Origin of the sequence: Pantoea sp. T14 (assembly GCF_036663535.1) — a bacterium.
GTDB classification, from domain to species: Bacteria; Pseudomonadota; Gammaproteobacteria; order Enterobacterales; family Enterobacteriaceae; genus Pantoea; species Pantoea phytostimulans.
In genome coordinates, this window is sequence record NZ_JAWUEB010000010.1 from 142,754 (window position 1) to 166,307 (window position 23,554).

A 23,554-nucleotide genomic window follows, 5' to 3' on the forward strand; every position below is an offset into this window, starting at 1 on the left:
CAGAATAATTCTTAATACCTTGAGGATCGGGCATGAGTTCATTGCTGCGTATACGCCAGCTCTATCCACGCCTGGCGCTGAACGAGCGCCGACTGGCAGATTTTTTGTTATCGCAACCGGATCGGGCTCGACATCTCAGTTCACAAAAACTGGCTGAAGAGTCGGGTGTCAGCCAGTCAAGCGTGGTGAAGTTTGCCCAGAAACTGGGCTACAAAGGCTTTCCGGCGTTGAAGTTAGCGTTAAGCGAATCGCTGGCAGACAAGGATGCGATTACCGTGCATAACCATATTTTAAGTGACGATCCGCTGAAAACCGTCGGCGAGAAATTATTGGCTGAAAAGCTTTCTGCGATCCGCGCCACGCTGGATATTAATAGCGAAGAGAAGCTTCGTGACGTCTTGCTGTTACTTAAAAATGCCCGGCGCACTTTATTAGTGGGTATTGGCGCGTCAGGTTTAGTGGCAAAAGACTTTTCGTGGAAACTGATGAAGATTGGGATTAACGCAGTCGCTGAGCAGGATATGCACGCATTGCTGGCAAGCGTTCAGGCGATGGGTCCCGGCGACGTTTTATTGGCAATCTCCTATACCGGCGAACGCCGTGAGATTAATTTGGCCGCACAGGAAGCCGCAAGCATAGGGGCAAGCGTGCTCGCTTTTACTGGCTTCACACCTAACACCTTACAACAGTGCGCAACGCATTGCCTTTATACCGTGGCAGAAGAACAAAGCACGCGTAGCGCGGCTATCTCTTCAACGACTGCACAGTTAGCACTCACCGACCTGCTGTTCATGGCGCTGGTACAAAACGATCCAGAACGTGCCTCCAGCCATATTCGTCACAGTGAAGCCTTAGTGAAAAAGCTGGTCTGATCAGACTCAACACGTATAATACCCGCGTTTTTTCTGTTGTTATCAGGTGGGATTATGGCGCTGTTGATCACGGCCAAATGCATTAACTGCGATATGTGCGAACCGGAATGCCCGAATCAGGCCATTTCGTTGGGTGATATGCTTTATGAAATTGATGTCAGCCGCTGTACAGAATGCGTTGGACATTATGATGTACCCACTTGCCAGAGCGTCTGCCCTATCGATAACACAATTATTATCGATCCACAGCACACCGAATCACGCGATGCGCTGTGGGAAAAGTTTGTCGAGCTGCACGGCTAACTTTCGATGATTACCGTGGCGCAAGCATAATGACGCTCATCTGCCAGCGTGACATGCACAGCGTTTACGCCCAGCCGCTGAGCCACTTCGGCAGCATGCTGAAAAAAGCGTAAACCTGGCTTACCCAGGTCATCGTTGTACACTTCAAACTGGTTGAAGGCTAAACCACCGCGAATACCGGTGCCAAAAGCCTTCGCTGCCGCTTCTTTCACCGCAAACCGCTTTGCCAAAAAGCGTACAGGCTGCTGATGCGCCTGATACTGCTGCCATTCTGCTTCACTCAACACGCGACGCGCTAAACGATCGCCAGAGCGTTCAATCACTCCCGCGATACGCTCAATTTCTACGATATCGGTGCCCAGCCCGAGAATAGCCATTAGCGACGCGCTTCTCTCAGCAACTGCTTCATCTCTTTTACTGCGTCTGGCAGACCGCTCATGACAGCGCGTCCAATGATCGCATGACCAATGTTCAGCTCGTGCATTTCCGGCAGCGCAGCAATCGGCAGTACGTTGTGATAAGTCAGACCATGACCGGCGTTTACTTTCAAACCGAGGCTGGCGGCAAAAGTCGCAGCCTTGCGAATACGTGCGAGTTCAGCCTCACGCGCTAAACCTTCTGGCGCTTCGGCGTAGGCACCGGTGTGAATCTCAATATAAGGTGCGCCGCTGGTCACGGCTGCTTCGATTTGACGATGATCGGCATCGATAAACAGTGAAACCAGAATACCGGCTTCGCTCAGCAGCTTAACTGCCGCATTGAGTTTGTCTTGCTGGCCAGCCACATCCAGCCCCCCTTCCGTCGTTACTTCCTGACGTTTTTCTGGAACGAGGCAGCAGAATTGCGGTTTGATTTCGCAGGCAATGCCGATCATTTCATCCGTGACGGCCATTTCCAGATTCATGCGCGTCTGAATGGTATCACGCAGAATACGGACGTCGCGATCGGTGATATGACGGCGATCTTCGCGCAGATGAACAGTAATTCCATCCGCACCCGCTTGCTCGGCAATAAACGCTGCCTGCACCGGATCGGGGTAATGAGTGCCACGCGCGTTACGTACCGTGGCGATATGATCAATGTTGACCCCTAATAGCAACTCAGCCATGACAATCCTCAGTTCTTTAACGTCGAAATTATGAGTGTAACGTGTTGCAAGCCATAAGCGGTATGACCAGCGCTATTCACTCGCCGCGTCGGGTTTCTTTTTCGGCACAAACTGGCGAAACAGTTCCTGACTTTTTAATGGCTTGCCCCCTAAATAGGGTTTCAGCGCCATGCGAGTAAAACGTTTAGCGGCACGTAAGCACGCCGCGTCGGGGAATTCACGCTCACACAACGCACGCAACTCTCGCCCGGTAAAGCTGCGTTGATTCACCACCAAACTGGCGATAAATCCCTTCTCTTCGCGATAACTGTAGGTCATTGCATCAGCAATAGGTTCGCCGCTACCGGCACAATGCAGGAAGTCCACGCCATAACCAAGATGGCCCAACATCGCCAATTCAAAGCGACGTAACGCCGGCTCCGGCGAGCCGCTGCTAGCAGCCAGTTCCTGAAGACAATTGAGATAATCGAAAAAGAGTTCCGAGAAGGGAATTTCCTGCTCCAGCACGCGAGACAACAGCTCGTTGACGTACAGGCCGCAGTAGAGCGTGGTGCCGTTTAACGGTAAAGCCAGCGACACGGCTTCTGCATTGCGCAGCGTTTTGACCTCGCCACGCCCACTCCAGCGAACTAACAGCGGTGTAAACGGCTGCAACGCACCTTTAAGCTGTGAACGCCGGGAGCGTGCGCCTTTGGCAAGGACACGCACCCGGCCCTGACTCTCGCTAAACAGATCGAGCAGCAGGCTGGTCTCGCTGAAAGGGCGACTATGCAGCACAAAGGCGCGTTGCCAGCCTTCCATCGGATTAGAGATCGTCTACATAACCCAGGCTACGCAGCGCACGTTCGTCGTCTGCCCAACCCGATTTCACCTTCACCCACAGTTCGAGATGCACTTTTGATTCAAACATGTCTTCCATGTCTTTACGTGCTTCGATACCAATGGTTTTGATTTTGGCGCCTTTGTTACCGATCACCATCTTCTTCTGCCCTTCACGTTCGACCAGAATCAGACCATTGATGTCATAACCGCCACGTTCATTAGAGACGAAGCGTTCAATCTCAACGGTGACCGAATAAGGCAGCTCAGCACCCAAGAAACGCATCAGCTTTTCACGAATGATCTCAGATGCCATAAAGCGCTGTGAGCGATCGGTGATGTAATCTTCCGGGAAATGATGCTCAGCGGGCTTGAGGTGCTTGCGGCAAATTGCGGCAATGGTATCGACGTTTTTACCGCTTTCTGCAGAGATCGGTACGATATCCATGAAGTTCATCTGTTCGCTAAGGAACTTCAGATGCGGCAGCAGAATGCTTTTATCCTGAACGTTGTCGACCTTGTTTATAGCAAGCAGTACCGGCACTTTGCCGTCGCGCAGCTTGTTCAACACCATTTCATCATCTGGTGTCCAGCGCGTGCCTTCTACAACAAAAATCACCAGCTCAACATCGCCGATTGAGCTGCTGGCTGCACGGTTCATCAGGCGGTTAATCGCGCGCTTCTCTTCCATGTGCAAGCCCGGCGTATCGACGTAAATCGCCTGATAAGCGCCTTCGGTATGAATACCCATAATGCGGTGGCGCGTGGTCTGCGGCTTACGCGAGGTGATCGACACCTTCTGCCCCAGCAACTGGTTCAGTAAAGTGGATTTGCCGACATTGGGTCGGCCTACAATTGCGACGAAGCCGCAATAGGTAACGTGTTCGCTCATTCGAGTCCTAACTTAATCAGCGCTTGTTCAGCGGCTGCTTGTTCTGCTTTACGGCGGCTGGAGCCTACGCCCACTACCGGTTCGGCCATGCCACTCACCTGACAGTGAATGGTGAATTCCTGATCGTGGGCTTCGCCACGCACCTGCACCACTAAATAACTTGGTAGCGGCAGATGACGACCTTGCAAATACTCTTGCAGGCGCGTTTTAGGGTCTTTTTGTTTGTCGCCAGGGCTGATTTCGTCCAGGCGCGTCTGATACCAGTCAAGGATCAGTTGTTCCACCGTCTGGATACTACTGTCGAGGAAGATACCGCCAATCAGCGCTTCCACCGTATCCGCGAGGATGGATTCGCGACGGAAACCGCCGCTTTTCAGTTCACCCGGGCCCAAACGCAGGCATTCGCCAAGATCGAACTCTCGTGCCATCTCAGCCAGCGTATTACCGCGTACCAACGTGGCACGCATGCGACTCATGTCACCTTCATCTACCCGCGGGAAGCGGTGATAAAGTGCATTTGCAATCACATAGCTGAGAATAGAATCGCCAAGAAACTCAAGACGCTCGTTATGTTTACTGCTTGCGCTACGGTGTGTGAGCGCTTGCTGTAACAATTCCGGATGAATAAAAGTGTAGCCCAGTTTGCGCTGAAGCTTGTTAATCAAGATGGGGTTCATGCGATTCCAGTTCTTTTTTGCGTCTGTGACTCTGCATACCAAACAGGGCTGAGATTCCAACACATTCTGTTTGGTGTGCAGTGGCCTCCCGCTGGAGGCCACTTGATTGCCTGAGGATCAGGCGATTACTGTCAGTGAATGCCGCCAATTCGACTGAGTCGAACACCGGTTGGCCACTGACCTTCTTGTTTATCAAAACTCATCCAGATAGCGACCGCTTTACCGACCAGATTGCGTTCTGGGACAAAGCCCCAGTAGCGGCTGTCGGCGCTGTTATCACGGTTATCGCCCATCATGAAATATTGCCCTTGCGGCACCACCCAACTTGACTGTGGATGGCCTGGCTGCTGGTAATACATCCCCGCCTGACTTTGTGCTTCGTTCACCAGCAGAATGTCATGAGTAACATTACCCAGCGTCTCTTTACGTGTACCCAGGCGCAAACCGCCGCGCATGTTCTCACCCTGAGGGACTTGGTAGAAGCCATTACCGGCTTCGTTACCATCAAACCCGCTGAAGGTCTGAATAAAGCTGCTTGGTGCCACATCGGTATAAGTCACCGGCAACGCAGTCGTACAAGCTTTATCCTGGTTGCAGTTCGGATTCACCGTCAGCGTTTTACTGTAAGGATCGTAAGTGACTTTGTCGCCAGGCAAGCCAATAACACGTTTGATATAGTCCAGGCTTGGATCTTTCGGGTATTTGAATACCGCGATGTCACCACGCTTTGGCTGACCAGTGGGAATGAGTGTGGTTTGCGTAATGGGATCTTTAATGCCATATGCGAACTTCTCAACCACAATAAAATCACCAATTAACAGTGTTGGCATCATTGATCCAGACGGAATCTGGAACGGTTCGTAGATAAACGAACGCACAATGAACACCACCGCGAGAACGGGGAAAACGGACGCTGCCGTTTCAATCCAACCGGGCTGTGGCGACACTTTTGCCAGCGTTTTGCTGTCCAGCGTGTTACCTGTCTGTGCTTGCGCTGCGGCTTGTTGGGCACGACGTGCAGGCGCCCATTTGAACCGATCGATACACCAGATAATGCCTGTAATCAGTGTTGCTATCGCCAGAATCAGGGCGAACATATTAGCCATTGTAAGTCCTTATTTGCTGTCCTTACCGACATGCAGAATGGCAAGGAACGCTTCCTGCGGCAGCTCAACGTTACCGACCTGCTTCATTCGCTTCTTACCGTCTTTCTGCTTCTGCAACAGTTTCTTCTTACGGCTAACGTCACCGCCATAACACTTGGCGAGAACGTTTTTACGCAGCTGTTTAACTGTTGAGCGAGCAATGATGTGGTTGCCAATCGCCGCCTGAATTGCAATATCGAACTGCTGACGTGGGATGAGTTCTTTCATTTTCTCAACCAGTTCACGTCCACGATACGGTGCATTTTCATTATGGGTGATGAGCGCAAGCGCATCTACACGTTCAGAGTTGATCAGAACGTCGACGCGCACCATGTTAGAGGCTTGAAAACGTTTAAAGTTATAATCCAACGAGGCATAGCCGCGTGACGTCGATTTCAATCGGTCAAAGAAGTCGAGAACCACTTCAGCCATTGGAATGTCATACGTCAGCGCAACCTGATTGCCATGGTAAACCATGTTGGTTTGCACGCCACGCTTCTCGATGCATAGCGTAATGACGTTGCCCAGATATTCCTGAGGCAGCAGCATATGACACTCTGCAATCGGTTCACGCAGTTCTTGAATATTGTTCAGTGGCGGCAGCTTGGATGGGCTGTCGACATAGATCACTTCACCACCGGTGGTTTCGACTTCATAGACCACTGTTGGTGCGGTGGTGATCAGATCGAGATCGTATTCACGCTCCAGACGTTCCTGGATGATTTCCATGTGCAGCAAACCGAGGAAGCCACAGCGGAAACCGAAGCCTAGCGCGGTAGAGCTTTCTGGCTCATAAAACAGAGAAGCATCGTTCAGGCTGAGTTTACCCAACGCGTCACGGAAAGCTTCGTAATCATCAGAGCTGATTGGGAATAAACCCGCGTAGACCTGCGGCTTCACTTTTTTGAAGCCTGGCAATGCTTTATCGGCTGGGTTACGTGCGCCAGTTAAAGTATCGCCTACGGGTGCGCCAAGAATGTCTTTAATCGCACAAACTAACCAGCCTACTTCACCGCAGTTTAACTGCGTGCGATCAACCTGCTTCGGCGTAAAGATGCCAAGGCGATCGGCATTGTAAACCTGCCCCGTACTCAGAACTTTGATCTTGTCGCCTTTGCGCATGGTGCCGTTCTTAACACGCACCAGTGACACCACGCCAAGATAGTTGTCGAACCAGGAATCGATGATCAACGCCTGAAGCGGCGCATCAGGATCACCTTCCGGTGCTGGAATATCACGTACCAGTCGCTCAAGCACTTCGGGGACGCCAACGCCGGTTTTAGCTGAGCAGCGAACCGCATCAGTGGCATCGATACCGATAATATCTTCGATTTCTTGCGCCGCACGATCGGGGTCGGCCGCTGGCAAGTCAATTTTGTTTAGGACCGGCACCACTTCCAGATCCATCTCAATCGCTGTGTAACAGTTAGCCAGGGTTTGCGCTTCTACACCCTGCCCGGCGTCCACCACCAGCAATGCCCCTTCACAGGCAGCCAATGAGCGAGAAACTTCATAAGAGAAGTCAACGTGTCCCGGAGTATCGATGAAATTGAGCTGGTAAGTTTCGCCGTCTAACGCTTTATAATCGAGAGTTACGCTTTGCGCTTTGATAGTAATACCGCGCTCGCGTTCCAGGTCCATGGAATCCAGAACCTGCGCAGCCATTTCGCGATCGGTTAAGCCACCACAAATTTGAATCAGGCGGTCAGAGAGCGTCGATTTGCCGTGGTCAATGTGCGCGATGATGGAGAAATTTCGGATGTGCTTCATTTATATGAATATCTTCACGTAGAAAATCAGTTGGAAACCTGAGCACAGACACATTCAGGAAGATCGCTCTTTACCCACAATCCTGTCAGCCTCATTAATGACGACGCATATTACACTGTTAAGGCCGCGCATAAAAGAATGGAACGTGATGGAATCACAACAGATTGTGGCGAGAGGGGACATGACGAAGGCCGCGAGCTATGCGGCCTGGATGAGGATCACGCTTCGCTTTCAACGCGCAGCGCATCAGGCGGTAAAGCGATATTGAGTATTACAGGCTGGAAGGCTTCGCGGTCACCAAATTTCATCGACACACCTTTTGCCACAATAAAACCGCCAATGCCGCCTAATAAGGCCCCACTCGCTGCCGCAAGATCACTATTAAATAGCGCCTGAAATAGGCCAGCAAGAAGGAAAAGGCCAAACAGCGGTGTCATATATACCAGTAACGCTGAACCGAGCAGACTGCTTTCTTTTATACCCAATTCAATACGTTGGCCCGGTTCCAGCGGTTTGCTGCTGGCGATCTGCATGACATGAGCATTCTTTGGGCCAAGCTTGTTAAGCATATGGCTGCCGCAACCTTTACGCGCTGAGCAGCTACTACAGGAGGTTTTCGCCTCAGTATGCAACGTTGCGATACCATCCTGCCATGCCACCACGGTGGCCCATTCTCTCATCATTTTTGTGACCCTAAATCGATGCTGTCCGCAATGCGTTTTGCCGTCGTAGGCGGTAACTCGCCGACGACCGTTATCTCACTATTATTACGCAAAACGGTTTGTACGGTACGACGTCCAGTGCGCAATGTCTGGGTCGTGCTGCTTTTATCGGCTGAGGTAACGTTAATGGCAAAACTGAACAGGCCGTCACTGTAAAGCCGTGATTCGACACTTTTGTTCATTGCCGGGATGTCACGACGATTTTGGGACACAAGCGCCATGCCCGCTGGAATCCAGGAAGGCTGCCACGTCAGCGTCGCTTTATCGCCTTTCGGCACGGAGAGTGATGGCGGTAAATTCGCTTTCTCCAGCCCTTGCATCAGATTACGTACGCCTTCATCAACAGCAAAACTGATTACCCTGAATTGCTCAAGTGTTTCGCCATCACGGTCCAGTAAATCAATTCGCAACGGCAACTTAGTATCCACATCCAGCCAGACTACATAGCTGTAGCGCGTGCCGTCGCGCGAAACAATGCGCAGTACATCGCACATTTGATCGGCGATACGAGAACGGCCAACAGTAATGAAATCGTAAGCGCTGCTGAGTTTTGAGAAGTCGGCGAAAATCAGTGACGGTAACGCATCAATGATGTGATTACCTGGCAGAGAGAAAGGATCAAGGCCGGGCTCAAAATAGCTAATATCGTTACCGCGCTGAATAATTTCACGGCGCGGTCCATCCATCTGCAATAGCTGAGCGAAAACGCGGTTATCAATCACGGCATGACGATAACGCAGCGATTCAATACCGATGCGAGAAACGTTGATATAGGCGAATTCGTAGTTGAGGTTCTGGCTTGCCTGCTCCATCTGTTGTAACAACGCCCCAGACGCAGAGGTTTGCGCTGGGGCGGTAGATGACCAAAGCAGACTGCCTGCCAGCAGGCTAACGGCACACCAAAGCTGCTTCATTACTGCTGCTGAATTCCTAAGGATTGAGTTCCGGGAACATTGGTTTGCGCTTGTTTAGGCGCGTCAGTTTCAAACTGCAGTTGATCAGCGTGCAAACGACGCTGCAATTCATAATCCTGCAGCATGGCATTAACGCGACGACGTTGATCCTGAACCTGTTGATTAGCGCTGTTAGTATCAAATGCATCAGACGGCACACCTAAACTGACGGGGGATGCCTTGCCCATCATGGGCAGCGTATTGAATACCGGCGAATCTGAAGATTCAACGCTGCTGCTTCCTGGCTGATTGTAATGCTGAACACCCACAATCACAGCCAGAGAAACACAAGCTGCAACGCCGACCTGCGTTAACTGTGCAGCCCACGGACGCATCTTGTGCCAGAACGGCATTTTTTCCCAGCGAGACGGTTCTGGCTGCGCTTCAGGAATCAACGTAGTGATTTTACGCAGCGGCTCTTTTTCGATAGCAGCAGCTACGCTTGCAGATATATCAAAATGCAGGACATCGCCAACATCGCCACGCATTGTGTCGCGAATCAGATGGTAGCTTTCCCAGCTTTTCTGTAGCTCAGCATCCTTTGATAACGCCGAAAAAAGTTCGTTATCAAGGGTTTCACCATCCATTAAAGCGGAAAGTTTTTCTTTCTGCATGCCTAAGTACCCTTCCAGTAGCCGTTATCACTGACGTTGGATAAGCGGTTGAACCTTATTATCAATAGCCTCTCGTGCACGGAAGATACGCGAACGTACGGTACCTACCGGACAATCCATGATGGCGGCAATTTCTTCATAACTTAGCCCATCCAGTTCCCTGAGGGTGATTGCCATACGCAAATCCTCAGGAAGCGCCTCAATGGTACGAAAGACAATTTGTTTCAGTTCTTCTGACAACATTAAGTTCTCAGGGTTCGAAATTTCTTTCAGTGCACCTGCACTTTCAAAGTTTTCCGCATCAATTGCATCCACATCACTAGAAGGTGGACGACGCCCCTGAGCAACTAAGTAATTTTTAGCGGTATTGACCGCAATTCGATACAGCCAAGTATAAAAAGCACTATCGCCACGGAACGAGTCCAGTGCGCGGTAAGCTTTAATGAAAGACTCCTGAACTACGTCAGGCACGTCCCCTGAGGGAACATAGCGTGAAACCAGGCTCGCCACTTTATGCTGGTAACGAATAACCAGTAAGTTGAAAGCCTTTTGATCTCCCTTCTGAACCCGCTCAACGAGAACCTGATCCGTTAACTGCTCGCTCATCCGAGGTAATGTCTCCCCAAATTCATTTCTAATGCGTAAAGGAACTGCCAGCACATCTCATTGTTCTGAGCAAGCATGCGCTTAGAGTCATGATATGGCGTAAAGTTCACTTATCGCCCTGATTATTACCGCTCCGCTGCAGATCATGCAGCTTGTTGTTTATCGTTCAATGTAAGGAGCGCAAATCGCTGGCAGAGTAACCCATGACAACGGCTTTTTCATCTTTAAATCCTTACCCACATCTATGTTTGGTATAAAAAACACTTTTTAAACCATGCGTGTACTAACTCGCTGATAAGAAACTATATATTTTAAAAAAGAGATTTTAGAGTCGATAATTTGTTCAAAATACTTCACAGAAATCGACATAAAGCTTATGCTCGGCCCATCCTTGTTTAGTAAATTAAACACTATGAAAACTCACTCACTTCCAGATTATCAGTGCGATGTCATGATTGTAGGCAGTGGCGCTGCAGGCTTATCCCTGGCGCTGCGTTTAGCTCAGCAGTACAACGTCACCGTATTGAGCAAAGCGCAGGTGAATGAAGGGTCTACGCTGTATGCTCAGGGCGGCATTGCCGCAGTCTTTGATGAAAATGACAGTATCGATTCTCATATTGAAGATACATTAATTGCTGGCGCAGGATTATGTGACCGCAACGCTGTCTCGTTTATCGCCAACAATGCCCGTCATTGTGTGCAATGGCTGATTGATAATGGCGTTGCCTTTGATCTCGATCCGCAGGCTGCCGGTGATATGCGTTATCACCTGACCCAAGAAGGCGGGCACAGCCACCGCCGCATTTTACATAGCGCTGATGCTACCGGACGTGAAGTCGAAACGACTTTAGTTAGCCAGGCGCTAAACCATCCTAATATTCGCATACTCGAACGTACCAATGCCGTTGACCTCATACTTTCCGATAAACTTGGCTTGCCAGGGCCACGTCGGGTCGTAGGTGCCTGGATTTGGAACCGTAATCGCGAACAAGTTGAAACCTGCTGCGCGCGAGCGGTGGTTCTGGCGACAGGTGGCGCAGCGAAAGTCTATCAATACACAACTAACCCAGATATTGCTTCTGGCGATGGCATTGCCATGGCCTGGCGCGCCGGTAGCCGCGTGGCTAATCTTGAATTCAATCAGTTTCACCCGACCTGCTTGTTTCATCCACAAGCGCAAAATTTTTTGCTCACAGAAGCGCTGCGCGGTGAAGGTGCTCGACTGGTTCGTGCAGATGGCACTCGTTTTATGCCTGACTTTGATCAGCGCGGAGAATTAGCGCCGCGTGATGTGGTGGCACGCGCAATCGATCATGAAATGAAGCGATTAGGCGTAGATTGTATGTATCTTGATATAAGCCATCAGCCTGAAGAGTTTATCCGCGCTCATTTTCCCATGATTTATGAGAAGTTGCTGACTTTCGGTTTTGACTTAACTAAAGACCCCATACCGGTAGTACCGGCGGCGCATTACACATGCGGCGGCGTCATGGTTGACCAACAAGGTCGTACCGATGTAAACGGCTTATATGCTATCGGTGAAGTCAGTTATACCGGCTTACACGGCGCTAACCGCATGGCCTCAAACTCGTTGCTGGAATGTCTGGTTTATGGCTGGTCTGCAGCGGAAGATTTAATCCGTACGCTGCCTGAAATTAGCCTCGTGGATACGTTGCCAGCGTGGGATGAAAGTCGAGTGGACGACGCCGACGAGCGCGTTGTGATTCAACACAACTGGCATGAATTACGGTTATTTATGTGGGATTACATGGGGATTGTCCGATCCACTAAACGGCTGGAGCGAGCGCTTCGCCGCATTAATTTGCTGCAGCAAGAAATTAATGAATATTATGCTCACTTCCGGCTCTCCAATAACTTATTAGAGTTACGTAATCTGGTGCAGGTCGCGGATCTCATGGTGCGCTGTGCGCTGGAGCGAAAAGAGAGCCGCGGCCTGCACTTCACTCTCGATTACCCTGATCTACTGCCGGAAGCCTTGCCAACGATACTGGCTCCCGATGCTTACATAAACAAATAGAAGTCACGCGTTAAGCCGCACCAATCTTCGGAGTAATGGGTGTCCTTAGCGCGGATAGCGAGGCGTTCAAGTAACGTTTCGCCTGGGCTGGGCGAAAAAGCGAGCAGTACACGATGTGGCGGACGTTCTGCGTATTCCGCCACGTCAAGGCGGAAACGTAAATGCCAGCCATCAGCCAGCGCTAACGCGCTAAAGTCTTGCCCCACCGTTTCTGGCAGCACTACACAAAAAAAGCCATCTTCTTCGATGAGTAACGCTGCGCTACGCAATAATGTTTGATGATCGAGCGTCGCGGTCGAGCGCGCACTGTCACGTTCGGGACTTGAGCACGCAATGCCAGGCGCAAAATAAGGTGGATTACTGACAATTAATGAATAACGTTGTTCGCTGTTTTCAGCCCACGAGGCAATATCTTGCGGGTGAACATGAATGCGTGTTGACCAGGGTGACTGTTGAATATTTTCGCGTGCTTGCTGTGCCGCCTGGCTATCCAGTTCAACCGCATCAATATGAACGGTTTCCGGCGTGCGTTGAGCCAGCATCAGCGCAATAAGTCCGCTTCCGCTACCGATATCTAAAATGCGTTTTACATTGGCAATGGGCGACCATGCACCTAATAAAATGCCATCAGTGCCCACTTTCATTGCGCAGCGATCGTGTGCAACAAAAAACTGTTTAAAGGTAAAACCATTCTTTTTTAACTGGGGCCGCCCAGCCGGTTTGTCCTGCATCATTCTCTGCTACCATTGATTTTTCTGCCGTACGACAGCGCATCAGTGTAACGTGACGTGTAGTGGAATTCACGTAACAGACGATGCCGGACGCAGAGGATGCGGATTAACAGATGAAGATTATGTTTGATCTGTCTATAATCAGCGCCCCAAACTGAGGTAGACCATGACAGTAACCACATTCTCCGAACTCGAACTTGACGAAAGCCTGCTAGAAGCGCTGCAGGAAAAAGGCTACACGCGCCCAACAGTGATCCAGGCTGCTGCTATTCCGCCCGCTCTGGAGGGCCGCGACGTTCTGGGTTCGGCACCTACCGGGACCGGGAAAACCGCCGCATTTTTGCTACCGGCGTTGCAGCATCTACTCGACTTTCCACGTAAGAAATCAGGCCCACCGCGCATTTTGATCCTCACGCCAACGCGTGAACTGGCCATGCAGGTTGCCGATCAAGCGCGTGAACTGGCTAAACATACTCATCTCGACATCGCGACCATTACCGGCGGCGTCGCCTACATGAACCATGCTGAAGTCTTCAGCGAGAATCAGGACGTCGTCGTTGCCACGACCGGACGCCTGTTGCAGTACATCAAAGAAGAGAACTTTGATTGCCGCGCCGTAGAGACGCTGATTCTTGATGAAGCCGACCGCATGCTGGACATGGGTTTTGCGCAGGATATCGAAACCATCGCCGCTGAAACGCGTTGGCGCAAACAGACGATGCTGTTTTCCGCAACGCTGGAAGGCGAGAACATCAAAGATTTTGCTGAGCGTCTGCTTAACGATCCGGTTGAGCTTGAAGCCGATCCAAGCCGTCGCGAGCGTAAAAAAATCCAGCAGTGGTATTACCGCGCTGATGATCTCGAGCATAAAACCAAGCTGCTTGTTCATCTGTTAAAGCAGCCAGAAGCTACGCGTACCATTGTGTTTGTTCGTAAGCGTGAACGTTTACACGAGCTGGTAAGCTGGTTACATGATGCAGGGATTCGTAGCAGCTATCTTGAAGGTGAGATGGTGCAGGCTAAGCGTACTGAAGCGCTGAAACGCTTGGTAGATGGCCGAATCAATGTTTTAGTCGCGACCGATGTTGCCGCGCGTGGTATCGATATTGATGACGTCAGTCACGTCATCAACTTTGATATGCCACGCACCGCAGATACCTATTTACACCGCATTGGCCGTACCGCTCGTGCGGGCCGTAAAGGTATCGCGATATCGTTAGTTGAAGCGCATGACCATATCTTGCTGGGTAAAATCACCCGCTATGTCAATGAGCCGATAAAGATTCGTACCATCGATGAGTTGCGCCCGACTACGCGAGCACCAAGTGCAAAAGCGACAGGTAAACCGTCGAAAAAGGTGCTTGCGAAGCGCTCTGAGAACAAAGATAAAGAAGTTGAAAAGCCACGTGTGAAGAAACGTCATCGTGACATGAAAAACGTCGGCAAACGCCGCAAGCCGAGCGGTGAAGCAGCAACTACCGGTAAAGCTGAATAAATCGACACCCAGACAAAAAATCGCCTCCTAAAAAGGCGATTTTTTTGTTTATATAACGATTAATAACGCGTTGGAGATGAAACTAAGCTCTGATCAGTATAAAGCTAATGTTCACTCACGCTGAAAGGTGTTATTTCTTTCTATCTTTATAATTATAAAAAGAAAACATGCTGTGTGAGTCTTGTCTCTTTTTTCTACCAATGATTCATAAACGCCGGAACGCCGTTATTACAAACTTTCAGTAAAAGTGCGGGTAATCACGTCACGCTGCTGTTCAGGTGTCAGTGCATTAAAGCGTACCGCATAACCTGAAACACGAATGGTTAACTGCGGATAGTTCTCTGGGTGTTTAACCGCATCCTCCAGCGTTTCACGGCTTAGCACATTCACATTTAAGTGCTGCCCCCCTTCCACGCGAACCTGCGGCTTCATTTCCAATGGCACTTCACGATACGCAATTTCACCCAGCTCTTTCACCGCTACAACCTGATCTTCTACATAATCCCCTTTCGCGCACAGGCAACGCGCTTCTGCTTTCTCATCGTCCAGCAGCCAGAAAGAGTTGAGAAGTTGTGGATTGTTAGCCTGAGTAATCTGGATACCAGTAATCATGATTGAGCCTCCAAGGCATTGCATTGACTATTGCCAATCTGGTGAAGAAATCAAATAGAGGCGTTGGTATAGCATTGTTGAAGTGATGAAGATTTGACCTGCATCAATCTCATCGGGGCAAAAAAAATCGCTTTTATTATCTTATTGATTTATCTGAACAACATTGATCAACATTTGTTGTCTTTTTAAAATATTTTTACCCTTCTGCTCTTTAGCGAGAACAGCTAAGCTTAAGACATCGATTTTTGAAGGAGCTAAACATGGCTGAAAAGCTGAGCTGGCATGATGTGCTGGCAGAAGAGAAAGAGAAACCTTACTTCGTTGAAACCTTAAAACTTGTTGCCAATGAGCGTGCTGCAGGGGTAACTGTTTATCCTCCCCAAAAAGATGTTTTTAATGCGTTTCGCTTAACTGAACTGGATGATATTAAGGTTGTTATTCTAGGACAGGATCCTTATCACGGCCCAAACCAGGCGCATGGTCTGGCTTTTTCAGTGTTGCCGGGCGTTCCTACCCCGCCTTCCCTACAGAATATGTATAAAGAGTTGCAGCAAGATATTGAGGGCTTCCAAAAACCCAATCACGGCTTTCTCGAAAGCTGGGCTAAACAAGGCGTGATGTTGCTGAATACGGTTTTAACCGTAGAAGCGGGAAAAGCGCATTCGCATGCGCGTTTCGGCTGGGAAACATTCACGAATAATGTCATTGCAGCCATCAACCAACATCGGGAAGGTGTGATCTTTTTACTCTGGGGCTCTCACGCGCAGAAAAAAGGCAGCATTATCGATCGCGAGCGCCATCACGTTTTACAGGCTCCGCACCCTTCCCCGCTTTCAGCACATCGTGGTTTTTTTGGGTGTCAGCACTTTTCTAAAACCAACGCGATTCTGACTGAAGAAGGCAAAACGCCCATTAACTGGACACCTGTTCTGCCTGAATAAGCCAAATGCAAACGGCCGCGACAATGCGCGGCCGTCTAGCAATTTTCAGACGTAAACTCAGCCTTTGGCTTTTGCTACCGCAACCATTGCCGGACGTAACAGACGACCATTTAAGGTATAGCCGCGCTGCATCACTAACATGACGTGATTCGGTTCGAAATCTTCAGATTCCATCATTGACATAGCTTGATGCACTTCTGGATTAAACGGCACACCCGTTTCGCCAATGACTTCTACACCAAACTTACGTACTGCACCCAATAAGGATTTCAGCGTCAGTTCAATGCCTTCAATCATAGACGCCAGCTTCTCATCTTCTTTATTAGCCACTTCCATCGCACGCTCAAGGCTGTCGATAACAGGCAGCAGTTCGTTAGCAAATTTTTCTAACGCGAACTTGTGCGCCTTCTCTACATCCATCTCAGCACGACGACGAATATTCTCAATCTCTGCTTGCGCGCGCAGCTGCGCATCACGAACGCCGGTCTGAGATTGCGCTAATTCGGCTTCAAGTTGGGCGATACGCTCATCACGAGAATCCACCTCAACCGCTGTCTCCGCGTCCTGTGGTTGCTGCTGATCCTGCTCAATTTCGTCTGAGACTTGCTCGTTAGGGGTGTTATGTTCTTTACTACTCATGAATTTCTCCGCGTTTTGCACATTCATTTCGCTGGTTGGCTTATTATGGGGATCGGTTTGGCGGTTTCAAGGGAACCTATCACATTGCCTTGCCGTTTTAGCTTATAAGGAATACCCATTACATGAACAAACACTTTAACTGCATTGGTATCGTGGGTCATCCACGTCATCCTACTGCGCTCACCACCCACGAAATGCTTTGGCGCTGGCTAACAGCCAAAGGTTATCAAGTGATCGTTGAGAAGCAGATCGCGCAGGAACTTTCCCTGCATGATGTGCAAACCGGTACGCTTGCAGAAATCGGTCAACAAGCCGATCTTGCGGTTGTTGTTGGCGGTGATGGAAACATGCTGGGCGCAGCGCGTGTACTGGCGCGTTATGACATTAAAGTGATTGGTATTAACCGCGGCAATTTAGGCTTTTTAACCGATCTCGATCCTGATAATGCTCAACAGCAATTAGATGAAGTGTTGCAGGGTAATTATTTTGTCGAAAGCCGCTTTTTGCTGGAAGCGCAGGTTTGCAGGCATGACTGTTCACCACGTATTGGTAGCGCGATAAATGAAGTCGTACTTCATCCTGGCAAAGTCGCACATATGATTGAATTTGAAGTCTATATTGACGAAGTATTTGCCTTTTCACAGCGTTCAGATGGCTTAATTATTTCTACGCCAACCGGCTCAACGGCCTATTCACTTTCTGCCGGCGGCCCAATATTGACCCCCTCTTTGGATGCCATTGTTTTAGTGCCTATGTTTCCGCATACCTTGTCCGCGCGTCCATTGGTGATTAACAGCAGCAGTACGATTCGATTACGTTTTTCATCACGGCGTAGTGACCTGGAAATCAGCTGTGACAGCCAAATTGCCTTGCCTATACAGGAAGGTGAAGATGTTCTGATCAGGCGTAGCGAGAATCACCTTAACCTCATCCATCCAAAAAATTATAGCTATTTCAATACGCTAAGCTCCAAACTCGGCTGGTCAAAAAAATTATTTTAAAAAATTGCGTGCCCTCTTTACTGGATAAAAAACCAGTTTATACTGTATGAAAAACCATATCTGTTTTTACATACAGGTGATTCTATGCTGGCACAACTGACCATCAGTAATTTCGCTATCGTTCGTGAGCTCGACATTGATTTTCAACGCGGTATGACAGCAATCACTGGTGAAACCGGTGCAGGTAAATCCATTGCCATTGATGCGCTGGGTTTATGCCTTGGCGGCCGTGCTGAGGCTGACATGGTACGTCAGGGTGCCAGCCGGGCCGATTTATGTGCCCGCTTCCAGTTAAAGTTATCACCTTCAGCCCAGCGCTGGCTGGAAGAGAATGATCTTGATGATGGCAACGAATGTCTGCTTCGCCGTATCATCAGCGCAGATGGCCGTTCACGTGGTTTCATTAATGGTACTGCTGTCCCGCTTTCTCAACTGCGTGATCTCGGCCAGTTGCTAATCCAAATTCATGGTCAACATGCTCACCAGCTGTTGCTCAAAGCCGATCATCAAAAACACCTTTTAGATGCTTATGCTGGTCATGACGATTTGCTACAGCGCATGCGCAGCCACTATCAAACCTGGCATCAGAGCTGTCGCACACTGGCACAGCATCAGCAACTGGCGTTTGAACGCGAAGCGCGTCGCGAACTACTGCAGTATCAGTTGAAAGAGCTGAATGAGTTTGCGCCGCAAGCGGGTGAATATGAGCAGATTGATGAAGAGTACAAACGCCTGGCTAACAGCGGTCAACTTCTTTCAACCAGCCAGCAGGCTTTACAACTGTTGGCTGACAGTGATGACAGCAATCTGAATAGCCTGCTTTATAGCGCTCGTCAGATGTTGTCAGAACTGGTTACGCTCGACGATAAAGTCAGTGGCGTATTCAATTTGCTTGAAGAAGCAGCGATTCAGCTCAGCGAAGCCAGCGATGAATTGCGTCACTACTGCGACAGCCTGGATCTTGATCCAAACCGCTTGTACGAATTAGAGATGCGCATTTCTCGGCAGATCGCGTTAGCGCGTAAACATCATGTCACGCCTGAAGGTTTACCTGAATTTCATCAGCAGTTGTTGGCAGAAGCAGAGCTGCTTTCGCAGCAAGAGAGTGATCAAGAGAGCTTGCAAACTCTGGTAACTGAGCACTATCAAGCTGCATTGCACAGCGCTGAGCAATTGCATGAACAGCGTTTGAAGTTCGCAAATGAATTGCAGCAGTTGATCACCCAAAGCATGCATATGTTGTCGATGCCGCATGGCCGCTTCACTATTGAACTGATGTTTAATCCTGATCAGCTCACAGCTGACGGCGCCAGCCGCGTTGATTTCCAGGTTACGACTAACCCGGGTCAACCTTTGCAACCATTGGGTAAAGTTGCCTCAGGCGGTGAGCTTTCCCGTATCGCCTTGGCCATTCAGGTTATTACCGCGAAGAAAATGGAAACGCCGGCAATGATTTTCGATGAAGTTGATGTCGGTATCAGCGGACCTACGGCCGCGGTAGTGGGCAAGCTGCTGCGCCAGTTAGGCGAGTCTACTCAGGTCATGTGCGTGACGCATTTACCGCAGGTTGCGGGCTGTGGTCATCAACATTTCTTCGTTAGCAAAGAGACGGACGGTGAGATGACAGAAACGCATATGCAGCCGCTGGATAAGCGAGCCCGCCTACAAGAACTGGCGCGTTTACTGGGCGGCAGTGAAGTCACTCGCAACACGCTTGCTAACGCTAAAGAACTTTTAGCGGCCTAAGAAGGCACTTTTTTAACACAGCGCGGTCATATGCATGCTCTGTAGAGGTTCCCAATAGCGAAAAGGTTTATTATCATCGGCACCTTATGTCGCCAAAGTAATAAAGCCTGCCGCAAGCAGAGTTCAGATTTTGATGGCAACAAAAAGCCTGTTGAAAGGCGTTTGGCCCCAGAAAAGGAATGTATAAATGCGCTGTAAAACGCTGACTGCCGCGGCAGTGGTAATGTTAATGATGACCGCCGGATGTTCCACTTTAGAGCGCGTGGTTTATCGTCCGGATATCAATCAGGGTAATTACCTGGTTGCTAATGATGTGGCCAAGATTCATACCGGCATGACTCAGCAACAAGTTGCTTACACGCTGGGTACTCCAATGATGAAAGATCCGTTTGGCAGCAATGTCTGGTATTACGTTTTCCGTCAGGAACCGGGTCATGAAAGCGTAAAACAGCAGACGCTGACGCTTAACTTTGACGGTAATGGCGTACTCACAAACATTGATAACAAGCCGAACCTGACTCCAAAACGCGGTTAGTGTGGGATCAAGAATGATAAAAAAGGCGCATTTAGCGCCTTTTTTCATTTCGCTGGCTCGGGCCTGTTGGGAGTCATGCGGTGAGCAAGAAGATGTTATAGAGTTACTTTTTGCTGCTTGCCCGCTCAGCACGTTGCCGACGCAACTCTTTGGGATCGGCAATCAGCGGGCGGTATATTTCAATACGATCACCTTCGTCCACGCTGTCACTTAGCTTTACAGGACGGCTAAAAATACCCACCTTATTACTGCTAAGGTCGATCTCCTTACGCAACTCCAGTAACCCTGACGCTTTGATGGCCTGTTCTACCGTGCTGCCCTGCTCTACTTTAACGTAACGCAGATACTGTTTTTCAGGCAGTGCATAAACCACCTCAACGGAGATATCAGGCACTGTAAACCTCTTTGGCCCGCTGGGTGAAAGCCTGAACCATGCTATTAGCCAACTCTTTGAAGATGCGTCCAAAGGCCATCTCTACCAGCATGTTGGTAAATTCAAACTCCAGGCTTAATTCCACTTTACAGGCATCATCACCTAATGAGACAAAACGCCAGCCGCCAGTTAATTTACGAAATGGCCCATCAACCAGCTGCATATGGATGCTCTGGTTGTCTGTCAGCGTATTAAGCGTGGTAAACGTTTTGCTGATGCCCGCTTTCGAAACATCGACGGACGCTGTCATTTGATTCTCTGACGCATCCAATACGCGGCTACCGGTACAACCCGGCAGGAATTGGGGATATGCATCCACATCATTTACTAATTGGTACATCTGCCCGGCACTGAAAGGCACCAGCGCCGAACGACTAATCTGAGCCATAATGGTTCCTGTTCGTCACAAAACCGCTAAATAATAGCATTTTCAGCGGTTAAACAAAAATTCCTCGGTGTTTGGGTGTGCTAGAATATCCTGTTTCCTGACGCCCCGCTGGACTGGGGATGCGATAACCGACCAAGTGATGTAAAGTACTCAGCACTATGACAAAGAAAAAATCACATAAATCCGGTTCTGCCACAATTGCCATGAACAAGCGTGCCCGCCACGAATACTTCATCGAAGAAGAATTCGAAGCAGGTTTGTCGCTGCAAGGATGGGAAGTTAAATCACTCCGCGCTGGAAAAGCTAACATCAGCGAGAGCTATATCTTGCTGCGCGATGGCGAAGCTTTCTTGTTCGGCTCGACCTTTCAACCCTTAGCTGTCGCGTCAAGTCACGTTGTTTGTGATCCAACACGCACCCGCAAGTTACTGTTGAAACAGCGCGAACTTGATTCGCTGTTTGGCCGAGTAAATCGCGAAGGTTATACCATCGTAGCCTTGTCGCTATACTGGAAAAACGCGTGGTGTAAATTGAAAATCGGCGTAGCTCGCGGTAAAAAAGAGCACGATAAACGCTCGGATATTAAAGATCGTGAATGGCAAATGGATAAAGCGCGCATCATGAAGAACGCCCGCCGTTAAACGCTGGATTCTGATGCGATTTTTTGCTAGTATTTGAAGTCTTGGGGCTGATTCTGGATTCGACGGGATTGTGAAGCCTTAGGAGCATGCCGAGGGGCGGTTTGCCTCGTTAAAAGCCGCAAAAAAATAGTCGCAAACGACGAAAACTACGCACTAGCAGCTTAATAACCTGCTTAGAGCCCTCTCTCCCTAGCCTCCGCTCTTAGGACGGGGATCAAGAGAGGTCAAACCCAAAAGAGATCGCGTGGACGCCCTGCCTGGGGTTGAAGCGTTAAATCCTATCAGGCTAGTTTGTCAGTGGCGTGTCCGTTCGCAGCTGACCGGCGAATGTAAAGACTGGACTAAGCATGTAGTGCCGACGGTGTAGTAATTTCGGACGCGGGTTCAACTCCCGCCAGCTCCACCAAAATCCTTCGAAGATGATTCCAGAGTCATCCGTAGAAGTCCTAGAAGCCCGCGTGGCATAAGCCCTGCGGGCTTTTTTGTGTCTGTAACCTTCCGAGACGATCCGCCTGAATCCGGAGATAATTGGTATACGAATTGGTATACGCTAGAATGTATGCCAATTCCGTATACCAATTTATGCAGGAAATGTAGACATGGCCAGGACTACGCGCCCTCTCACCAACACAGAAGTTCTTCGCTCCAAAGCCATTGATAAAGATTTGACGCTGCATGATGGCGACGGACTTTTTATGGTGGTGAAAACCACCGGAAAGAAGCTCTGGCGCTTTCGCTATCAAAGGCCAGCAACAAAGCAGCGCACCATGATGGGCCTCGGTGCCTTCCCTGCCCTGTCGTTGGCAGATGCTAGACGCGTGCGTGCTGATTACCTCTCATTGTTAGCTAATGGCATTGATCCACAGACACAAGCCGAACAGGTTACAGAACAGCAGCAGATTGCGTTAGACAGCATTTTCTCAACCGTGGCCGCTAACTGGTTTGCTTTGAAGCAGGCCAGCGTTACGCCGGACTATGCAAAGGATATATGGCGCTCTCTTGAGAAAGATGTTTTTCCTGCTATTGGAGAGATTCCTGTGCAGGAAATCAAAGCTCGTAAGCTGGTTGAGGCGCTAGAACCCATCAAAGCCCGTGGTGCTCTTGAAACCGTTCGCCGTCTGGTACAGCGTATCAACGAGATTATGATTTATGCCGTTAATACCGGGCTAATTGATGCTAATCCTGCTTCTGGGGTCGGTATGGCGTTTGAGAAGCCTAAGAAGCAAAATATGCCGACGCTACGGCCTGAAGAGTTACCGAAGTTGATGAGCTCTCTGATGATGTCTAATCTCTCCGTTCCGACTCGATGTTTAATTGAATGGCAGCTCTTGACCCTTGTCAGGCCATCCGAAGCTTCTGGCGCTCGATGGGTAGAGATTGATCTTGATAGTAAGCTCTGGACAATCCCAGCTGAACGCATGAAAGCAAAGCGTAAGCACGTTGTCCCTTTATCATCTCAGGCGTTAGACGTTTTGGAGACAATGAAACCCATTAGTTCTCATCGTGAGTATATTTTTCCTAGCCGAAATAACCCGAAAATGCCAATGAACAGCCAGACAGCTAATGCCGCTATAAAGCGTATTGGTTTTGGGGGGCAACTGGTAGCACACGGTTTACGCTCAATAGCAAGCACAGCTATGAATGAGCATGCTTTTAACTCAGATGTGATTGAGGCTGCATTGGCTCATTGTGAGAAAAATGAAGTAAGAAGAGCCTACAACAGGTCAACCTACCTTACACAGAGGGTAGCGCTTATGGAATGGTGGGGCAACTTCGTAAAAAATCGATAAGCATCCCTTGTCAAAGTTTATGAATTGTTTTAGCTTATTTTTATCTTTACGCGTGGGTTTAAAGCCTTAAACCTGGTCGGGCG

General features: G+C 49.5%; 26 protein-coding genes and 1 other RNA gene. 11 read left to right on the top strand and 16 right to left on the bottom strand.

Features of this window, described 5'->3' with window-relative positions; genetic code table 11:
- The first annotated feature begins 32 nt into the window (after positions 1–32).
- Complete coding sequence (locus tag SC127_RS03335; RefSeq protein WP_215845846.1) at positions 33–872, top strand: MurR/RpiR family transcriptional regulator; 840 nt, start codon at positions 33–35, stop codon at positions 870–872.
- Positions 873–926: 54 nt separating this feature from the next.
- Positions 927–1,175 carry a YfhL family 4Fe-4S dicluster ferredoxin gene (locus SC127_RS03340; RefSeq protein WP_243077388.1) on the top strand — a complete coding sequence of 83 codons (249 nt, stop codon included), beginning with the start codon at positions 927–929 and terminating at the stop codon, positions 1,173–1,175.
- On the opposite strand, the gene acpS is transcribed toward SC127_RS03340, so the two are convergent.
- The 11 genes from acpS to rpoE form a co-directional block, all read right to left on the bottom strand.
- Positions 1,172–1,552 carry a holo-ACP synthase gene (gene acpS, locus SC127_RS03345; RefSeq protein WP_243077387.1) on the bottom strand — a complete coding sequence of 127 codons (381 nt, stop codon included), beginning with the start codon at positions 1,550–1,552 and terminating at the stop codon, positions 1,172–1,174. The two genes, SC127_RS03340 and acpS, sit on opposite strands and share 4 nt — an antisense overlap.
- On the bottom strand, positions 1,552–2,283 hold the full coding sequence (gene pdxJ / locus SC127_RS03350) for a pyridoxine 5'-phosphate synthase (protein WP_243077386.1): 732 nt from the start codon (positions 2,281–2,283) through the stop codon (positions 1,552–1,554). The genes acpS and pdxJ overlap by 1 nt, the downstream gene beginning before the upstream one ends.
- A 72-nt stretch (positions 2,284–2,355) precedes the next feature.
- Entirely contained in the window at positions 2,356–3,084 is a 729-nt protein-coding gene (recO, locus tag SC127_RS03355; protein ID WP_332625230.1) for a DNA repair protein RecO, read from the bottom strand.
- 4 nt (positions 3,085–3,088) lie between these two features.
- Positions 3,089–3,994: a GTPase Era gene (gene era / locus SC127_RS03360; RefSeq protein ID WP_215845842.1), complete on the bottom strand. Its 906-nt coding sequence runs from the start codon at positions 3,992–3,994 to the stop codon at positions 3,089–3,091.
- Entirely contained in the window at positions 3,991–4,671 is a 681-nt protein-coding gene (gene rnc / locus SC127_RS03365; RefSeq protein WP_215845841.1) for a ribonuclease III, read from the bottom strand. The genes era and rnc overlap by 4 nt, the downstream gene beginning before the upstream one ends.
- Before the next feature lie 131 nt (positions 4,672–4,802).
- Entirely contained in the window at positions 4,803–5,777 is a 975-nt protein-coding gene (gene lepB, locus SC127_RS03370) for a signal peptidase I (RefSeq protein WP_215845840.1), read from the bottom strand.
- 9 nt (positions 5,778–5,786) lie between these two features.
- Positions 5,787–7,586 (bottom strand): translation elongation factor 4, encoded by a 1,800-nt coding sequence (gene lepA / locus SC127_RS03375; protein WP_243077383.1) that lies wholly within the window; start codon positions 7,584–7,586, stop codon positions 5,787–5,789.
- A gap of 218 nt (positions 7,587–7,804) precedes the next feature.
- The gene (rseC, locus tag SC127_RS03380; RefSeq protein ID WP_215845839.1) at positions 7,805–8,269 is read right to left on the bottom strand and encodes a SoxR-reducing system protein RseC; all 465 of its coding nucleotides are present in this window, start codon (positions 8,267–8,269) and stop codon (positions 7,805–7,807) included.
- Complete coding sequence (rseB, locus tag SC127_RS03385) at positions 8,266–9,222, bottom strand: sigma-E factor regulatory protein RseB (protein WP_215845838.1); 957 nt, start codon at positions 9,220–9,222, stop codon at positions 8,266–8,268. Before rseB ends, rseC begins: the two co-directional genes overlap by 4 nt.
- Positions 9,222–9,875: an anti-sigma-E factor RseA gene (gene rseA / locus SC127_RS03390; RefSeq protein ID WP_332625232.1), complete on the bottom strand. Its 654-nt coding sequence runs from the start codon at positions 9,873–9,875 to the stop codon at positions 9,222–9,224. Before rseA ends, rseB begins: the two co-directional genes overlap by 1 nt.
- 27 nt (positions 9,876–9,902) lie before the next feature.
- Entirely contained in the window at positions 9,903–10,481 is a 579-nt protein-coding gene (gene rpoE, locus SC127_RS03395) for an RNA polymerase sigma factor RpoE (RefSeq protein ID WP_243077381.1), read from the bottom strand.
- 376 nt (positions 10,482–10,857) lie between these two features.
- Here rpoE and nadB point away from each other — a divergent pair, with 376 nt between their 5' ends.
- Complete coding sequence (gene nadB, locus SC127_RS03400; protein WP_243077380.1) at positions 10,858–12,519, top strand: L-aspartate oxidase; 1,662 nt, start codon at positions 10,858–10,860, stop codon at positions 12,517–12,519.
- Here nadB and trmN read toward each other — a convergent pair.
- Positions 12,504–13,253, bottom strand: a complete 750-nt coding sequence (trmN, locus tag SC127_RS03405) for a tRNA(1)(Val) (adenine(37)-N(6))-methyltransferase TrmN (protein WP_332625233.1) — start codon at positions 13,251–13,253, stop codon at positions 12,504–12,506. The genes nadB and trmN overlap by 16 nt on opposite strands.
- Positions 13,254–13,416: 163 nt before the next feature.
- Here trmN and srmB point away from each other — a divergent pair, with 163 nt between their 5' ends.
- Positions 13,417–14,745 (top strand): ATP-dependent RNA helicase SrmB, encoded by a 1,329-nt coding sequence (gene srmB / locus SC127_RS03410; protein ID WP_215845836.1) that lies wholly within the window; start codon positions 13,417–13,419, stop codon positions 14,743–14,745.
- Between the two features lie 228 nt (positions 14,746–14,973).
- Here srmB and grcA read toward each other — a convergent pair whose 3' ends face one another.
- Positions 14,974–15,357 carry an autonomous glycyl radical cofactor GrcA gene (gene grcA, locus SC127_RS03415; RefSeq protein WP_243077378.1) on the bottom strand — a complete coding sequence of 128 codons (384 nt, stop codon included), beginning with the start codon at positions 15,355–15,357 and terminating at the stop codon, positions 14,974–14,976.
- 260 nt (positions 15,358–15,617) lie between these two features.
- Here grcA and ung point away from each other — a divergent pair, with 260 nt between their 5' ends.
- Positions 15,618–16,298, top strand: a complete 681-nt coding sequence (gene ung, locus SC127_RS03420) for a uracil-DNA glycosylase (RefSeq protein ID WP_332625236.1) — start codon at positions 15,618–15,620, stop codon at positions 16,296–16,298.
- 57 nt (positions 16,299–16,355) lie between these two features.
- Here the strand turns inward: ung and grpE are convergent, their stop codons facing one another.
- Positions 16,356–16,937: a nucleotide exchange factor GrpE gene (gene grpE, locus SC127_RS03425; protein WP_215845835.1), complete on the bottom strand. Its 582-nt coding sequence runs from the start codon at positions 16,935–16,937 to the stop codon at positions 16,356–16,358.
- Between the two features lie 122 nt (positions 16,938–17,059).
- Here grpE and nadK point away from each other — a divergent pair, with 122 nt between their 5' ends.
- The 3 genes from nadK (at position 17,060) to bamE (ending at position 20,219) form a co-directional block, all read left to right on the top strand.
- On the top strand, positions 17,060–17,938 hold the full coding sequence (gene nadK, locus SC127_RS03430; protein WP_243077376.1) for an NAD(+) kinase: 879 nt from the start codon (positions 17,060–17,062) through the stop codon (positions 17,936–17,938).
- An 84-nt stretch (positions 17,939–18,022) separates the two neighbouring features.
- On the top strand, positions 18,023–19,684 hold the full coding sequence (recN, locus tag SC127_RS03435) for a DNA repair protein RecN (RefSeq protein ID WP_215845833.1): 1,662 nt from the start codon (positions 18,023–18,025) through the stop codon (positions 19,682–19,684).
- Between the two features lie 187 nt (positions 19,685–19,871).
- Positions 19,872–20,219, top strand: coding sequence for an outer membrane protein assembly factor BamE (gene bamE, locus SC127_RS03440; protein ID WP_215845832.1), 348 nt, complete (start codon positions 19,872–19,874; stop codon positions 20,217–20,219).
- A 103-nt stretch (positions 20,220–20,322) separates the two neighbouring features.
- On the opposite strand, the gene SC127_RS03445 is transcribed toward bamE, so the two are convergent.
- Positions 20,323–20,613: an RnfH family protein gene (locus SC127_RS03445; RefSeq protein ID WP_215845831.1), complete on the bottom strand. Its 291-nt coding sequence runs from the start codon at positions 20,611–20,613 to the stop codon at positions 20,323–20,325.
- Positions 20,606–21,040, bottom strand: a complete 435-nt coding sequence (locus SC127_RS03450; protein WP_215845830.1) for a type II toxin-antitoxin system RatA family toxin — start codon at positions 21,038–21,040, stop codon at positions 20,606–20,608. The genes SC127_RS03445 and SC127_RS03450 overlap by 8 nt, the downstream gene beginning before the upstream one ends.
- 158 nt (positions 21,041–21,198) lie before the next feature.
- Between SC127_RS03450 and smpB the strand changes: the two genes are divergently transcribed.
- The 3 genes from smpB (at position 21,199) to SC127_RS03465 (ending at position 23,471) form a co-directional block, all read left to right on the top strand.
- Entirely contained in the window at positions 21,199–21,681 is a 483-nt protein-coding gene (gene smpB / locus SC127_RS03455) for an SsrA-binding protein SmpB (RefSeq protein ID WP_215845829.1), read from the top strand.
- 43 nt (positions 21,682–21,724) lie between these two features.
- Positions 21,725–22,087: a transfer-messenger RNA gene (ssrA, locus tag SC127_RS03460) on the top strand.
- Between the two features lie 193 nt (positions 22,088–22,280).
- Positions 22,281–23,471, top strand: coding sequence for an integrase domain-containing protein (locus SC127_RS03465; RefSeq protein ID WP_332625239.1), 1,191 nt, complete (start codon positions 22,281–22,283; stop codon positions 23,469–23,471).
- The last annotated feature ends 83 nt before the right edge of the window (positions 23,472–23,554 follow it).